This window comes from Streptomyces sp. NPDC102490 (assembly GCF_044765285.1).
Lineage (GTDB): Bacteria > Actinomycetota > Actinomycetes > Streptomycetales > Streptomycetaceae > Streptomyces.
Window position 1 is genome coordinate 600,556 of the sequence record NZ_JBIWJU010000001.1, and the last position, 13,770, is coordinate 614,325.

12 protein-coding genes and 1 riboswitch are annotated in these 13,770 nt (G+C 72.6%); of the genes, 3 read left to right on the plus strand and 9 right to left on the minus strand.

Going from position 1 to position 13,770, the window contains the following annotated elements:
- Positions 1–2 precede the first annotated feature (2 nt).
- Positions 3–90, minus strand: a riboswitch (ZMP/ZTP riboswitch).
- A gap of 60 nt (positions 91–150) precedes the next feature.
- From ACIRGB_RS02770 to ACIRGB_RS02780, 3 genes are all read right to left on the minus strand, one after another.
- Entirely contained in the window at positions 151–1,335 is a 1,185-nt protein-coding gene (locus tag ACIRGB_RS02770; protein ID WP_403857975.1) for a glutathionylspermidine synthase family protein, read from the minus strand.
- Positions 1,336–1,345: 10 nt separating this feature from the next.
- Positions 1,346–1,714 (minus strand): hypothetical protein, encoded by a 369-nt coding sequence (locus ACIRGB_RS02775; RefSeq protein ID WP_403857977.1) that lies wholly within the window; start codon positions 1,712–1,714, stop codon positions 1,346–1,348.
- Between the two features lie 88 nt (positions 1,715–1,802).
- Positions 1,803–3,188 (minus strand): PLP-dependent aminotransferase family protein, encoded by a 1,386-nt coding sequence (locus tag ACIRGB_RS02780; protein WP_403857978.1) that lies wholly within the window; start codon positions 3,186–3,188, stop codon positions 1,803–1,805.
- A 46-nt stretch (positions 3,189–3,234) separates the two neighbouring features.
- Here ACIRGB_RS02780 and ACIRGB_RS02785 point away from each other — a divergent pair, with 46 nt between their 5' ends.
- Genes ACIRGB_RS02785 through ACIRGB_RS02795 form a run of 3 tightly spaced genes read left to right on the plus strand, consistent with a single transcriptional unit; the run spans position 3,235 to position 4,921 of the window.
- Positions 3,235–3,744: a carboxymuconolactone decarboxylase family protein gene (locus tag ACIRGB_RS02785; protein WP_403857980.1), complete on the plus strand. Its 510-nt coding sequence runs from the start codon at positions 3,235–3,237 to the stop codon at positions 3,742–3,744.
- Entirely contained in the window at positions 3,741–4,190 is a 450-nt protein-coding gene (locus tag ACIRGB_RS02790; protein ID WP_403857982.1) for a carboxymuconolactone decarboxylase family protein, read from the plus strand. The genes ACIRGB_RS02785 and ACIRGB_RS02790 overlap by 4 nt, the downstream gene beginning before the upstream one ends.
- Positions 4,187–4,921 (plus strand): isocitrate lyase/phosphoenolpyruvate mutase family protein, encoded by a 735-nt coding sequence (locus tag ACIRGB_RS02795; RefSeq protein ID WP_403857984.1) that lies wholly within the window; start codon positions 4,187–4,189, stop codon positions 4,919–4,921. Before ACIRGB_RS02790 ends, ACIRGB_RS02795 begins: the two co-directional genes overlap by 4 nt.
- 3 nt (positions 4,922–4,924) lie before the next feature.
- On the opposite strand, the gene ACIRGB_RS02800 is transcribed toward ACIRGB_RS02795, so the two are convergent.
- The 6 genes from ACIRGB_RS02800 to ACIRGB_RS02825 all read right to left on the minus strand — a co-directional run bounded on the left by ACIRGB_RS02800 (position 4,925) and on the right by ACIRGB_RS02825 (position 13,475).
- Entirely contained in the window at positions 4,925–5,893 is a 969-nt protein-coding gene (locus tag ACIRGB_RS02800; RefSeq protein ID WP_403857986.1) for an ABC transporter substrate-binding protein, read from the minus strand.
- Between the two features lies 1 nt (position 5,894).
- A complete protein-coding gene (locus ACIRGB_RS02805) occupies positions 5,895–7,844 on the minus strand; it encodes an ABC transporter permease (RefSeq protein ID WP_403857988.1) in 1,950 nt (649 codons plus the stop codon).
- Positions 7,844–9,106: a glycine betaine/L-proline ABC transporter ATP-binding protein gene (locus tag ACIRGB_RS02810; protein ID WP_403857990.1), complete on the minus strand. Its 1,263-nt coding sequence runs from the start codon at positions 9,104–9,106 to the stop codon at positions 7,844–7,846. Before ACIRGB_RS02810 ends, ACIRGB_RS02805 begins: the two co-directional genes overlap by 1 nt.
- Positions 9,103–10,635 (minus strand): GMC family oxidoreductase, encoded by a 1,533-nt coding sequence (locus ACIRGB_RS02815; RefSeq protein WP_403857992.1) that lies wholly within the window; start codon positions 10,633–10,635, stop codon positions 9,103–9,105. Before ACIRGB_RS02815 ends, ACIRGB_RS02810 begins: the two co-directional genes overlap by 4 nt.
- A gap of 56 nt (positions 10,636–10,691) precedes the next feature.
- Entirely contained in the window at positions 10,692–12,221 is a 1,530-nt protein-coding gene (locus ACIRGB_RS02820; RefSeq protein WP_403857994.1) for an aldehyde dehydrogenase family protein, read from the minus strand.
- A 264-nt stretch (positions 12,222–12,485) separates the two neighbouring features.
- Positions 12,486–13,475: a malate dehydrogenase gene (locus ACIRGB_RS02825; protein ID WP_052839772.1), complete on the minus strand. Its 990-nt coding sequence runs from the start codon at positions 13,473–13,475 to the stop codon at positions 12,486–12,488.
- Positions 13,476–13,770 lie beyond the last annotated feature (295 nt).

Consider the following 13,770-nt stretch of genomic DNA (forward strand, 5'->3'; position numbering starts at 1 on the left):
GTACGGATGGCCCAGGCGCACGGCTCTCGGTGTTCCGGGCCGCTTCCCGATGGTTCGTCCCATCCCAGCGCGCCAGTCACGGCCCGGGGCCAGGTTACCGGGTGTGCTCTGCCGGTGCCGTGGGTGTCCGTGATGCGGAAAGGGCCGTCCTCACAGGATCACGTGGGGCAGGAAGCGGGCGTATTCGTCCGTCACCAGGCCGCTCGACTCCCTGATGCCCAGGCCCGCCGACTCGTTCTCCACCACCCAGGCGCCCAGGACGACGCGGTTGCCGTCGAAGTCGGGGAGGGGGGCCAGTTCCTGGTAGCAGCAGGGTTCGGGGCGGGGGGCGGGGTCGGTGTCCGGGGCGTGGACCGTGACGCCCGCGCCCTCGCGGCCCAGGAGGGGCTTGGCCACCCAGCCGGTGGTGGTGGCCAGGTCGCGCGGGCCGTCCAGGTAGGCGGGAAGGAGGTTCGGGTGGCCGGGGTACAGCTCCCAGAGGATCGCCAGCAGGGCCTTGTTGCTGAGCAGCATCTTCCAGGCGGGCTCGATCCACAGGGTGGTGCCGGTGCCGCCGCCGTTGTCGAGGGTGTCCAGGACGTGGCCGGCGAAGCGGTCCGTGGTGAGCCACTCCCAGGGGTAGAGCTTGAAGAGGCTGCGGATGAAGCGCAGCTTGTTGTCGACGAAGCGGCCCGAGAGGCGGTCCCAGCCGATCTCCTCCATGGAGATCCAGTCGGTCTCCAGGCCCGCCTGCTCGGCGGTCTCCTTGAGGTAGGCGACCGTCATGAGGTCCTCGCCGAGTTCGTCGTCCGAGGAGTGCGCGAAGTACAGCGGGTTGCCGGGCGGCAGGAGCGCGGCCTGCTTCCTCCAGGCGTCGACGAGGCGCTCGTGGAGGCTGTTCCACTGGTCGGCGCCGGGGAAGCGCTCCTCCATCCAGAACCACTGCGGGGAGGCGGCCTCGACGAGGGAGGTCGGGGTGTCCGCGTTGTACTCCAGGAGCTTGGCGGGCCCCGTGCCGTCGTAGCGCAGGTCGAAGCGGGCGTAGACGGAGGGGAGTTCGGCGCGGCGGTGCCAGGCCTCGGTGACCGCGTGGACGACGCGCGGGTCGGTGATGCCGAGGTCGGCGAAGCGGTCCTCGGCGACGATGTGCCCGGCGGCCGCGAGGCACATCCGGTGCAGTTCCTCGACGACCTCCTCCAGGGCCTCGACCTCGGGCAGGGAGAAGACGTAGTAGGCGCTCTCGTCCCAGTAGGGGCGCAGGGAGTCGTCGGGGTAGCGGGTCAGGGGGTAGATCAGCCCCTGTTCCTCGACGGTCTGCTGCCAGCCGGGGCGGGGGTCGGCGGTACGGCGTTCCACGGTCCCGTCCTCAGCCGCCGCCGCTGCCGCCCGAGCAGCCGAAGCCGCCCCGGTCGACGGCCTCGGACCGGCTGAAGGTGCCGGAGTCGGCCCAGCCGTTGCTGACGTCGGCGTCGTAGTACCAGTCGGCGTCGCCCACGGACTTCGCGCCGGTCTTCTTCTTGCCGCCCTTGCCGCCCCTGCCGGACGAGCTGCCGGACGAGCCGGACTTGCAGTTCTTGTCGGCGACGACCTTGTAGCCGTTGAGGTAGTCGTAGCTGTCGCGGTCCACGCAGCGGCGGTCGGGGTCCGAACCGCATGCGCTCAGGGCCGCCGCGAGCATTCCCATGCCGCCGAGCACCACGGTGCTCGACCGCAGCCGTCGCCGGGTCTTGGCCATGTCCCTGTCCCCCGTTGTCCGTGCCGTGTCCGTGCGGTTGTACGACAGTTGGGCCGGTCGAGTGTACGGCCCCGCCGCCGGTGGGACTTTACGGCAGCGCCCGGCACAGCGCGTCCAGCGCCCCCGCCCAGGCGTGGTCGGGCGGGGTGCCGTATCCGACAACGAGGGCGTCCAGCGGGGGCAGGGACGCGTCCGGGTGCCGGAACATGGCCAGGCCGTGGACCGCGAGCCCGTGCCAGGCGGCGGCCCGCGCGACCTGCCGCTCGGTGCCGGGCGGCAGCGGCAGGACGGCGTGCAGTCCGGCGGCGATGCCGCTGACGCGGACCCCGGGGGCGCGCTCGGCGAGGGCGGCGACCAGGGCGTCGCGGCGGCGCCGGTAGCGCAGGCGGGCGGACCGCACGTGCCGGTCGTAGTCGCCGGAGTCGAGGAACTGCGCCAGGGTCAGCTGGTCGAGCACGCCCGGGGTGCGGCTCGCCGGGTCGTCCAGGACGTCCCCGACCAGGGACGGCGGCAGCGCCATCCAGCCCAGGCGCAGTCCGGGGGCCAGGGACTTGCTGGCGGTGCCCAGGTACACGACGCGGTCGGGGTCCAGCCCCTGGAGGGCGCCGACGGACTGGCGGTCGTAGCGGAACTCGCCGTCGTAGTCGTCCTCCAGGATCAGCCCGCCGGTGCGGTGCGCCCAGGCCACCGCCGCCGCTCTGCGGTCGGGGTGCAGGGGGACGCCGGTCGGGAACTGGTGGGCGGGGGTGAGGAGCACGGCACCCGCGTCCGTGAGCGCCCCGGTGTCCGCCCCGCGGTCGTCGACGGGCAGCGGAACGGTCCGCAGGCCGGCCCTGGTGAGCAGGTCGCGGTGGACGTGGAGGCCGTACGACTCGACGGCCACGGTGTGCACGCCGCGCGCCCGCAGCGCGCCGGCCAGCAGCACGAGGCCGTGCGCGACGCCACCGCAGACCAGCAGCGTCTCGGGGTCGGCGCGCACGCCCCGGGCCCGGGCGAGGTAACCGGCCAGCGCGGTGCGCAGCTCGGGCCGGCCGCGGCCGTCGCCGTAGCCGAGGGCGTCGTGGGGAGCGGCGGAGACGGCGCGGCGGGCGGCCCTGAGCCACGCGGTGCGCGGGAAGGAGGCGAGGTCGGGGGTGCCGGGGCGCAGGTCGTAGGCGGGGCGGGCGTTCCCCCCGGCGCGCCGGGCCGAGGCGCGGGACGGCGGGGCGGCGACGCGCTCGGCGACGCGGGTGCCCGAGCCCTGGCGCGCGGTGAGCCAGCCCTCGGCGACGAGGTCGGCGTAGGCGTCGGCGACCGTGTTGCGGGCGATGCCGAGGTCGGCGGCGAGGACGCGGGACGAGGGCAGCCGGGTGCCGGGGCCCAGGCGGCCGGTGCGGACGGCCTCGCGCAGGGCGTCGGTGAGGCCGCGGCGCAGGCCGGGACCGGTGGGTTCCAGGTGCAGGTCGACGCCGAGAGTGGCCCATGATCTTGCCATGGAAATGGACCATACCGCTGGGCTGCTTCCTTCCTAGGGTCGAGGCATGACGACACACACCGATGACACGAAGACCCGGGACCACGCCGCCGAGGTGCCCGTCCGGCTGAACTGGTCCCAGCACGCGCCCGAGGTCTACAAGGCGATGATCCGGCTGGAGACCGCCGCGAAGCGGGGGCTGGACCCGACGCTGTACGAACTGGTGAAGATCCGCGCCTCGCAGCTCAACCACTGCGCCTTCTGCCTCGACATGCACACCAAGGACGCCCTCGCCGCCGGTGAGAGCGTGGCGCGGATCGTGCAGCTGGCCGCCTGGGAGGAGTCGCGGCACTTCTACACGGAGAAGGAGCTGGCGGCGATCGAGCTGACCGAGGCGGTCACCGTGCTGACCGACGGCTTCGTGCCCGACGCGGTGTACGAGAAGGCCGCCGAGCACTTCGACGAACCGGAGCTGGCGCAGCTGATCGCCGCGATCACGACGATCAACGCCTGGAACCGGTTCGGCGTGACCTGCCGGATGACGCCGGGGCACTACTCGCCCGGGCAGCACGCGTGAGCGCGGCACGCACCCGGCTCCTGGACCGGCGGGTCGGGCAGGCGCTGTCCGCGCTGAGCGCGGCGGCCAAGAAGGGCCTGGGCGACCCCGTCCTCGGCGAGCTGGTGATGATCCGGGCCTCGCAGCTCAACCACTGCGCGTTCTGCCTGGACATGCACCTCGCCCTGGCCCGCGAGAACGGCGTGGCCGAGGAGCGCCTCGGTCTGCTCGCCGCCTGGGAGGAGACGGAGGACCTGTACGACGAGCGGGAGCGGGCCGCGCTCGCGCTGACCGAGGCGGTGACCGTGCTGACCGAGGGCTTCGTGCCCGACGCGGTGTACGAGGAGGCCGCCGTACACTTCGGCGACGGTGAACTGGCCCATCTGGTCGGGCTGATCACCGCCATCAACAGCTGGAACCGGCTGATGGTCGGCCGCAGGGTTCCACCGGGGGGTTACACACCGTGAGTCACGACGTCACCGCGTTCCGCGCCCTGCACCACGGCCGGGTCCCGGACGACCCGCTCGTCCTGCCGGGTCCCTGGGACGCGGCGAGCGCCCGGGTGTTCGCGGAGGCCGGGTTCCCGGCGCTGGCGACACCGAGCGCCGGGGTGGCGGCCTCGCTCGGGTACGAGGACGGGCGGACCCCGGCCGACGAGATGTTCGCGGCCGTCGCGCGGATCGTGCGCGCCGTGGACGTGCCCGTGTCGGCCGACGTCGAGGGCGGCTACGGACTGGCGCCGAAGGAGCTGGTGGAGCGGCTGCTGGAGGCGGGCGCCGTCGGCTGCAACCTGGAGGACTCCACCCGCGAGGGGCTCAAGGACCCGGCGGAGCACGCCGAGTGGCTGGCCGAGGTGCGGGAGGAGGCCGGTGACCGGCTGTTCCTGAACGCCCGGATCGACACGTTCCTCCGGGGTGTCGACGATCCGGGGGCGGCGATCGCCCGGGCGGCGGCGTACGTCGCCGCGGGCGCCGACTGCGTGTATCCCATCGCCGCCCCCGTCGCCGTACTGCCGCTGCTGCGGGCCGGCATCCAGGGGCCGGTGAACGTGGTCGCGCGTCCCGGTGAGGGCCCCTCGCCCGCCGAACTCGGCGGACTCGGGGCCACTCGGATCACCTTCGGGCAGGGGCTCCAGCGGCAGGCCGAGCGGGCGGTGCGGGAGCACGCGGAACGGCTCGCGGCCCGGCCGGTGCGCTGAGGGTCAGGGCAGCCACTTCTTCCAGACGGACTCGTGGCCGTCCACCCACTTCTTCGCCGCCACCTCGGGCCGCATCTTCTGCTCGGCGATCATCAGGGAGACCTGGTTCTGGTCCTCGGTCGTCCACCTGAAGTTCTTCAGGAACGCGGCCGCCTTGCCGCCGTCCTTCGCGAACCCGGCGTTGAGGTACTTCTGCAGTGGGGTGACGGGGTAGGCGCAGGCGACCTTCTCCGGGTCGGCGTCGCAGCCCTCCTTGTACGGCGGCAGCTTCACCTCGGTCATCGGAACCTTCTCCATCAGCCACTGGGGGGTGTACCAGTAGCTCAGGAAGGGCTTCTTCTCCTTGGCGAACTGCTGCATCTGGGTGATCTGGGCGGCCTCGGAGCCGGCGAAGACGACCTGGTAGTCCAGGTCCAGGTTCTTCACCAGGGCCTTGTCGTTGGTGACGTAGGACGGGGAGCCGTCCAGGAGCTGGCCCTTGCCGCCGCTCTCCGCGGTGCGCAGCAGGTCGGCGTACTTGTCGAGGTTCTTCCAGTTCGTGACGTCCGGGTGCTTCTTGGCGAAGTACGTCGGGACGAACCAGCCGATGTGGCCGGTGACGCCGAGGTCGCCGCCCGCGGCGATGGTCTTCTTGTCCTGGACGTAGCGCTGTTCCTGCTCGGGGTGGCCCCAGTCCTCCAGGATGGCGTCCACGCGGCCCTGGCTGAGCGCGTCCCAGGCGGGGACCTCGTCGACCTGGACGGTGTCGACGCGGTAGCCCAGCTCGTGCTCCAGCAGGTACTGGGCGACGGCCACGTTGGCCTGGGCGCCGACCCAGGACTGCACGGACAGGGTGACGGTCTTGGCGCCCTGGGCGTTGGCGAACGGGGACGCCTGCTTGGTCATGTCGGCGGCGCCGCAGCCGGTCAGCAGGGTCAGCGCGGCCATGCCCGCGAGGGCGGAGGTCGTACGCATACGCAGTCGCAGTCGCATGTCAGGCTCCCTTCTTGGTCGTACGGCGTTCGGTGGGCTGGGTGACCCGGTCGAGCATCAGGCCGAGGCAGACGATCGCGGCGCCCGCGACCAGGCCGGTCGCCAGGTCGCCCTGGGCCAGGCCGAAGACGACCTGGTAGCCGAGCGCGCCACCGCCGACCAGACCGCCGATGATGACGACGGCGAGGACCAGGACGACGCCCTGGTTGACGGCGAGCAGCAGGGCCGGGCGGGCCAGCGGGAGCTGGACCTGGCGCAGCTGCTGGCCGCTGGTGGCGCCGAGCGAGCGGGCCGACTCCAGGGCGGCCGGGTCGACCTGGCGCAGCCCCTGGGTGGTGATGCGGACGACGGCCGGGAGGGCATAGACGACCGCGGCGGCCACGGCGGGCGCGCGGCCCACGCCGAACAGGGCGACGACCGGGATCAGGTACACGAACTGCGGCATGGTCTGGAAGACGTCGAGGACGGGCCGCAGCAGGCGTTCGAAGCGGTCGCTGCGGGCGGCGGCGATGCCGGTGGCGAAGCCGACGACCAGGGTCACGGCGACGGCGGCGAGCACCTGCGAGAGCGTGTCCAGGGACGCGTCCCACACGCCGAGCACGCCGATCGCGGCCATGGCGAGGACGGCGGTGAGCGCGGTGCGCCAGGTGCCGATCAGCCAGGCCAGGGCGGCGACGATCAGGAGGACGGACCACCAGGGCAGCCACTGGAGGCCGTCGCGCAGCGGGTTGAGCACCCAGCTGGTGAAGTGCGCCGCCCAGTCGGCGGTACCGCCGACGACGGGGACGCCGGAGTACAGGTGGGCGGTCATCCAGTCGACGGCCCGGTTGACGGGCTCGGCGATGTCCACCTCCCACCCGTCGGGCCAGTCGAGGAGGCCGGCCAGGCGTCCGGCGAGCGCGACGGCCGCGGCGACGACCAGCGCGTACAGCCAGGTCACCGGGGACTTCCCGGTCTCGCCGAGCCGCTCCCCCGCCGCGCCGGTCACGCGGTCCAGGACGACGGCGAGCAGCACGATCGGGATGCCGGCCGCGAGGGCCGCGCCGACGTCGACGGACGCCAGCGCCTGGTAGACGCGGTCGCCGAGGCCGCCGGCGCCGATGACGGAGGCGATGACGGCCATGGACAGCGCCATCATGATCGTCTGATTGACGCCGAGGAGGAGTTCCTTGCGGGCCAGCGGGACGCGGGCGGTCAGCAGCCGCTGGCGGGCGGTGGTGCCGAGGGACTCGACGGCCTCCAGGACCTCCTTGTCCGCGCCGCGCAGGCCGAGCGAGGTGAGCCGGGCCATGGGCGGGGCGGCGTAGACGACGGTGGCCAGGACGGCGGCGGGGACGCCGATGCCGAAGACCAGGACGACGGGGAGGAGGTAGGCGAAGGCGGGCAGCACCTGCATGGTGTCGAGCACCGGGCGCAGGACGCGGTCCATCCGGTCGGACAGGCCCGCGGCGAGGCCGAGCAGGGCGCCGACGACGACCGACACGAGGACGGCGACGACCATCAGGGCGAGGGTCTGCATCGTCGGCACCCACATGCCGAGCAGGCCGCAGGCCAGGAACGCGGCGGCGGTGCCCGCCGCGAGCTTCACGTCGGCCACCCGCCAGGCGACCAGGGCGCCGATCGCGGTGACCCCGGCCCAGCCGACGGCGAGGAGGGCGAGGTACACGGCGCGTACGGCGATGACGACGACGTTGCTGACGTGGCCGAAGAAGTAGAGGAACAGGGGGTGGCTGTCCCGGTTGTCGATGATCCAGTCGCTGGCCTTGCCGAGGGGTTCGGAGACGTCGACGGTGAGGGGGGTGGGCCAAGCGGCGCCGGGCCACTGCGTGGCGGCTATGGGGATGAGGATGGCTGCCGCGAGGGCGAGGGTGAGGAGCTTGCGGGTTGCGGGGTGGGTGAGGATGCCCGGCGGGGCGGCTTTCTGCGACGTCGGTGCGGTGATCGTTGCCATTACGCCGGCTCCTCGGTGGGGGCGGGGGGCGGGGTGGTCGGCTTGCGGCGCGTGGCCGGTGCCTCCCCCACGCTCGGCTTCGCTCGCGCGGGGGGACCCCCATCGCCCACCCGTGCCGCCCCAGCGGCACGACTGCCCGCAGCTGGGTCAGTGCTGTCCGCAGCTGGGTTACGACTGTCCGCAGCTGGGTCGGTTGTGCCTGCTACCACCGACAGGAGGTCGGTTGCGTCTACCACGCCCAGGCAGCGGCCCTCGTTCATGACGCGGGCCGGGGAGCCTGCTCGGGCCACCGCCTCGATGGCCTCCGAGACCGTGGCCTCGGGGCGGAGCGCCGGGCCCGTGCCCGCCTCGTCGGAGGAGGCGGCGGGGCGCATCGCCGTGCGGACGGTGAGGACCTGTTCGCGCGGGACGTCGCGGACGAACGCGCGGACGTAGTCGTCGGCGGGCGAGCCGACGATCTCCTCCGGGGTGCCGAGCTGCACCACGCGGCCGTCGCGCATCAGGGCGATGCGGTCGCCGAGCTTGAGGGCTTCCTGGAGGTCGTGGGTGATGAAGACCATCGTGCGGCCCTCCTCCCGGTGCAGCCGGACGACCTCCTCCTGCATGTCCCGCCGGATCAGCGGGTCCAGCGCGCTGAACGGCTCGTCGAAGAGCAGCACCTCGGGGTCGACGGCGAGGGCGCGGGCGAGGCCGACACGCTGGCGCTGGCCGCCGGAGAGCTGGCCGGGGCGGCGGTGCTCCAGGCCCTCCAGGCCGACCTTGGCGACGATCGCGGCGGCGCGTTCGCGGCGCTCGGCGCGGCCCATGCCCTGGACCTCCAGGCCGTAGGCCACGTTGTCCAGGACCGTGCGGTGCGGGAGCAGGCCGAAGTGCTGGAAGACCATGGCGGCACGGTGGCGGCGCAGTTCACGCAGCCGGGACTTGTCCATCGCGCGGACGTCCTCGCCGTCGATGGCGATGGCCCCGGCCGTCGGCTCGATGAGGCGGGTCAGGCAGCGTACGAGGGTGGACTTGCCGGAGCCGGACAGGCCCATGACGACGAAGACCTCGCCCTTGCGCACGTCGAAGGAGACGCCCGCGACGGCGGCGGTGCAGCCGGTGCGGGAGCGCAGCTCGGCCGGGCTGAGGGCGGCGAGGTCCGGATCGGCGGGGACCCGGGCGGCCTTGGGCCCGAAGACCTTCCACAGGCCGTCCACGGAGAAGACCGGCGGGCGCTCGGCCACGGCGTCGGTGGCGGCGGCGGTGTTGGCGGTCGTGCTCATCGGGCGTCACCGCCGATCAGCTCGACGGCGCGCTCGCCGACCATGAGGACGCCGATCATCGGGTTGACGGCGGGCATGGTCGGGAAGACGGAGGCGTCGGCGATGCGCAGGCCCGTCAGGCCGCGGACGCGCAGCTCGGGGTCGACGACGGCCTGTTCGTCGGTGGCGGCGCCCATGCGGCAGGTGCCGGCCGGGTGGTAGACGGTGTGGGCGACCTTGCGGGCGTACTCGCTCAGCTCCTCGTCGCCGGTGACGTCCGGGCCGGGGCAGACCTCGCGCTTGAGCCAGCCGGCCAGCGGCTGGGACGCGGCGATCTCGCGGGCGATGCGGATGCCGTCGACGAGGGTGCGGCCGTCGTAGTCGTCCTCGTCGGTGAAGTAGCGGAAGTCCAGGGCGGGCTTCACGGACGGGTCGGCGCTGGTGAGGTAGAGGCGGCCGCGGGACTTCGGCTTGGGGATGTTCGGGGTCATGGAGACGCCGAACTCGGGGCGCTCGTAGCCCAGTCGCTCGGGATTGTCGGTGAACGGGATCTGGTAGAAGTGGAACATCAGGTCGGGGCCCGCGTGTTCGGGGTCGCGGCGCACGAACAGACCGGCGTCGGAGTCCATCGCGGAGTTGTCCGGGATGGGGCCGTTGGTCTCCCAGACGATCACCGACTCGGGGTGGTCGAGCAGGTTCTCGCCGACGCCGGGCAGGTCGAGCGCCACGGGTATGCCGAGGGCCTCCAGCTGGTCCTTCGGGCCGATGCCGGAGTGCAGCAGCAGGCGCGTGGAGTCGACGGCGCCGGCGGACAGGACGACCTCGTTGCGGGCCTTGACGAGGATCTCCTCGCCGTCCTTGGTGCGCACGTGGACGCCCTCGGCGCGGGTGCCGTCGAGCTGGAGCTTGTACGCCCAGGTCTCCAGCATCAGCGTGAGGTTGGCGCGCTCGTCCATCACGGGGTGCAGGTACGCCACCGAGGCCGACGAGCGCTTGTTGTTCTCCGGGTGGTAGGCGAGGTCGAAGAAGCCGACGCCGTCGTTGAACGGCTTCTTGTTGAAGCCCTCGACCCGGGGGACCCCCAGCGTCTTCTGCGCCGCGTCGACGAAGTCGCGGGCGATGGCGTTCCGGTCCTTCTCGTCGACCGGGACGATGTTGTTCTTCAGGCGGGCGAAGTACGCCTCCATCTGCACCGCGCCCCAGCCCTCGGCGCCGGCCGCCTCCCACTCGTCCCAGTCGGACGGCAGCGGCTTGAAGGCGATGAGGGTGTTGTGCGAGGAGCAGCCGCCGAGGACACGGGCGCGGCTGTGCCGGATGTGCGAGTTGCCGCGCGGCTGCTCGGTGGTCGGGTAGTCGTAGTCCAGTTCGCCGCCGAGCAGGCCCATCCAGCGGCGCAGGGTGAGCACGTCGTCGCGGCCGACGTCACTGGGGCCGCCCTCGATGACGGCGACGGTGACGTCCGGGTTCTCGGTGAGGCGGGAGGCGATCACCGAGCCTGCGGTGCCGCCGCCGATGACGACGTAGTCGTAGACATGAGTGGTTTCTGGCATGGGGGTACTCCAGTGGGGCGAGCGGATGGTGCGGGGACGTACCGGGACGGGAGGGGTCAGCCGGCGAACCAGCGGACGGGCTTCGGGGCGAGGTTCTGGTAGACGTGCTTGCTCTCGCGGTACTCGGCCAGGCCCGCGGGGCCGAGTTCGCGGCCGACGCCGCTCTTGCCGAAGCCGCCCCACTCCGCCTGCGGCAGGTAGGGGTGGAAGTCGTTGATCCACACGGTGCCGTGCCGCAGCCGGCCCGCGACCCGGCGGGCCCGTCCCGCGTCGGCGGTCCAGACGGCACCGGCCAGACCGTACTCGGTGTCGTTGGCGAGGGCTACGGCCTCGTCCTCGGTACGGAAGGTCTCGACGGTGAGGACCGGTCCGAAGACCTCCTCCCGTACCACCCGCATCTCGCGGTGGCAGTGGTCGAGGACGGTCGGCTCGTAGAAGTAGCCGCTCTCGGGCCGTTGGGGCGACGGCTCGGGGCGCTTGCCGCCACAGCGCAGTACGGCGCCCTCGGCGAGGGCGGAGGCGACGTAGTCCTCGGTCTTGGCGCGCTGCTGTGCGGAGACGAGCGGGCCGCACTCGACGCCGTCCTCGGTGCCGCGGCCGAGGCGGATCTTCTCGGCGCGGCGGGCGAGTTCGGCGACGAAGCGTTCGCGGACGGACTCCTCGACGATGAGGCGGCCGCCGGCGGAGCAGACCTGGCCGCTGTGGATGAAAGCGGCGTTGAGGGCCTGGTCGACGGCGGTGTCGAAGCCCTCCTCGGTCTCGCAGGCGTCGGCGAAGACGACGTTGGGGTTCTTGCCGCCGAGTTCGAGGGCGACCTTCTTGACGGTGACGGCGGCGGCCTGGGCGACCTTGGTGCCGCTGATCAGGCCGCCGGTGAAGGAGACCAGGTCGACGTCGGGGTGCTCGGCGAGCCGGGCGCCGACGGTGTGGCCGGGGCCGGTGACGATGTTCGCGACGCCGGTGGGGAGGCCGGCCTCGACGAGCAGGTCGATCAGGGCGATCGTGGTGAGCGGCGTGATCTCGCTCGGCTTGATCACGAAGGTGTTGCCGGCGGCGAGGGCCGGGGCGATCTTCCAACTGGCCTGGAGGAGCGGGTAGTTCCAGGGTGTGATCATCGCGCAGACGCCGACCGGTTCGTGCACGACGACGCTGTGGACGTCGGGCGAGCCCGCGTCGACGACCCGGCCGGGGGCCTCCCCGGCGACCAGGTCGGCGAAGTAGCGGAAGGCGTCGGCGACGCAGTCGATGTCGACGCGCCCCTCCTCGACGGTCTTGCCCGCGTCGCGGCTCTCCAGGAGGCCGAGTTCTTCGCGGTCGCGCACGAGGAGGTCGGCGACGCGGCGCAGCAGGGCGGCGCGTGCGGCGACCGGGGTGTGCGGCCACTCGCCCGCGTCGAAGGCGCGCCGGGCGGCGGCCACCGCGAGGTCGGTGTCCTTCTCGTCGCCCTCCGCGACCACGGCGAACGGCTGGGCGTCCGCGGGATCGATGATCTCGCGGGTGGCGCCGGAGGACGCCGCGAGCCACTCGCCGCCCGCGTGGATGGTCCGGTGAGCCCGCTCGGTCCGGGTTTCCGTTCTGTTCGCCATGGTGGGATGTGCCTTCCGTTCCTGGTCAATGCCCCTGCGTCACACGCATGTCACTCTCGGGGACCGTGAGCCCCTGCCCCACTGCCCCGTATGCATGCCGATTCGGCCACCGAAAGTGCGGCGCATCACGGAGAAAAGGGATGAAGAGGGTGAAACCCACCAGGTCGGCGTACTGGTCTCCGGGCTGCTCCCGGGGCCGGGAACGCGCGCGGGCCCCGTCCCGGCAGGTGCCGGAACGGGGCCCGTGCGGGCGTCGGGGCGGGCTCAGATGAGGCCGAGACCGCGGACCGCCTCGCGCTCCTCCGACAGCTCCTTGACGGAGGCGTCGATGCGGGCGCGGGAGAACTCGTTGATGTCCAGACCCTGGACGATCTCGTACGAGCCGTCCTTCGTGGTGACCGGGAAGGAGGAGATGATGCCCTCCGGGACGCCGTAGGAGCCGTCCGACGGGATGCCCATGGAGGTCCAGTCGCCCTCGGCGGTGCCGTTGACCCACGTGTACACGTGGTCGATGGCGGCGTTGGCGGCGGAGGCGGCCGAGGAGGCGCCGCGGGCCTCGATGATGGCGGCGCCGCGCTTGGCGACGGTCGGGATGAACTCGTCGGCCAGCCACTTCTCGTCGTTGACGGTCTCGGCGGCGTTCTTGCCGGCGATCGTGGCGTGGAAGATGTCCGGGTACTGGGTGGCGGAGTGGTTGCCCCAGATGGTCAGGCGCTTGATGTCGGCGACCGTGGAGCCCGTCTTCTTCGCGAGCTGGGTCAGCGCGCGGTTGTGGTCGAGGCGGGTCATCGCGGTGAAGCGCTCGGCCGGTACGTCCGGGGCGGCGGCCTGGGCGATCAGGGCGTTGGTGTTGGCCGGGTTGCCGACGACCAGGACCTTGATGTCGTCCGCGGCGTGGTCGTTGATGGCCTTGCCCTGCGGCTTGAAGATGCCGCCGTTGGCCTCCAGGAGGTCGCCGCGCTCCATGCCCTTGGTACGGGGGCGGGCGCCGACGAGGAGGGCGACGTTGGCGCCGTCGAAGGCGACGTTCGGGTCGTCGGTGATCTCGATGCCCTGGAGGAGCGGGAACGCGCAGTCGTCCAGCTCCATCGCGGTGCCCTCGGCGGCCTTGAGCGCCGGGGTGATCTCCAGGAGGCGCAGCTTGACCGGCACGTCCGCGCCGAGCAGCTGGCCGGAGGCGATGCGGAAGAGCAGGGCGTAACCGATCTGGCCGGCCGCGCCGGTGACGGTGACGTTCACGGGAGTGCGAGTCATGGCGTTCTCCGTAGGACAGCTGGCGGTGGGGCGTCCCGGCCCCGGGCGTTTGATCGATCTCTTGGTATCAAGAGATCGATCCAGCGGTCAGGCTATCGCGCCCGTGGTGTCCGGCACGTCCGGGTCGGTGTGGCCCGGCCCACAGGACCGCCGCCGGATCACCCGTGCGCGCGGAACGGGGCGGAGACGGCCACGAGCAGAAGGCGGCCGCCTGTCCGGGAGAGGGGGGACGAAGGCGGCCGCCGTTCGGGGGTACCGTTGCCGGACTCCCGTGGGGGTACTTCTCGCGTGCCCG

Excerpts from the sequence above, each read along its gene's own strand:
- ACIRGB_RS02775 (WP_403857977.1), bottom strand. The coding sequence starts at position 1,714 with ATGGCCAAGACCCGGCGACGGCTGCGGTCGAGCACCGTGGTGCTCGGC.
- ACIRGB_RS02780 (WP_403857978.1), bottom strand. The coding sequence starts at position 3,188 with ATGGCAAGATCATGGGCCACTCTCGGCGTCGACCTGCACCTGGAACCC.
- ACIRGB_RS02785 (WP_403857980.1), top strand. The coding sequence starts at position 3,235 with ATGACGACACACACCGATGACACGAAGACCCGGGACCACGCCGCCGAG.
- ACIRGB_RS02800 (WP_403857986.1), bottom strand. The coding sequence starts at position 5,893 with ATGCGACTGCGACTGCGTATGCGTACGACCTCCGCCCTCGCGGGCATG.
- ACIRGB_RS02805 (WP_403857988.1), bottom strand. The coding sequence starts at position 7,844 with ATGGCAACGATCACCGCACCGACGTCGCAGAAAGCCGCCCCGCCGGGC.
- ACIRGB_RS02810 (WP_403857990.1), bottom strand. The coding sequence starts at position 9,106 with ATGAGCACGACCGCCAACACCGCCGCCGCCACCGACGCCGTGGCCGAG.
- ACIRGB_RS02815 (WP_403857992.1), bottom strand. The coding sequence starts at position 10,635 with ATGCCAGAAACCACTCATGTCTACGACTACGTCGTCATCGGCGGCGGC.
- ACIRGB_RS02820 (WP_403857994.1), bottom strand. The coding sequence starts at position 12,221 with ATGGCGAACAGAACGGAAACCCGGACCGAGCGGGCTCACCGGACCATC.
- ACIRGB_RS02825 (WP_052839772.1), bottom strand. The coding sequence starts at position 13,475 with ATGACTCGCACTCCCGTGAACGTCACCGTCACCGGCGCGGCCGGCCAG.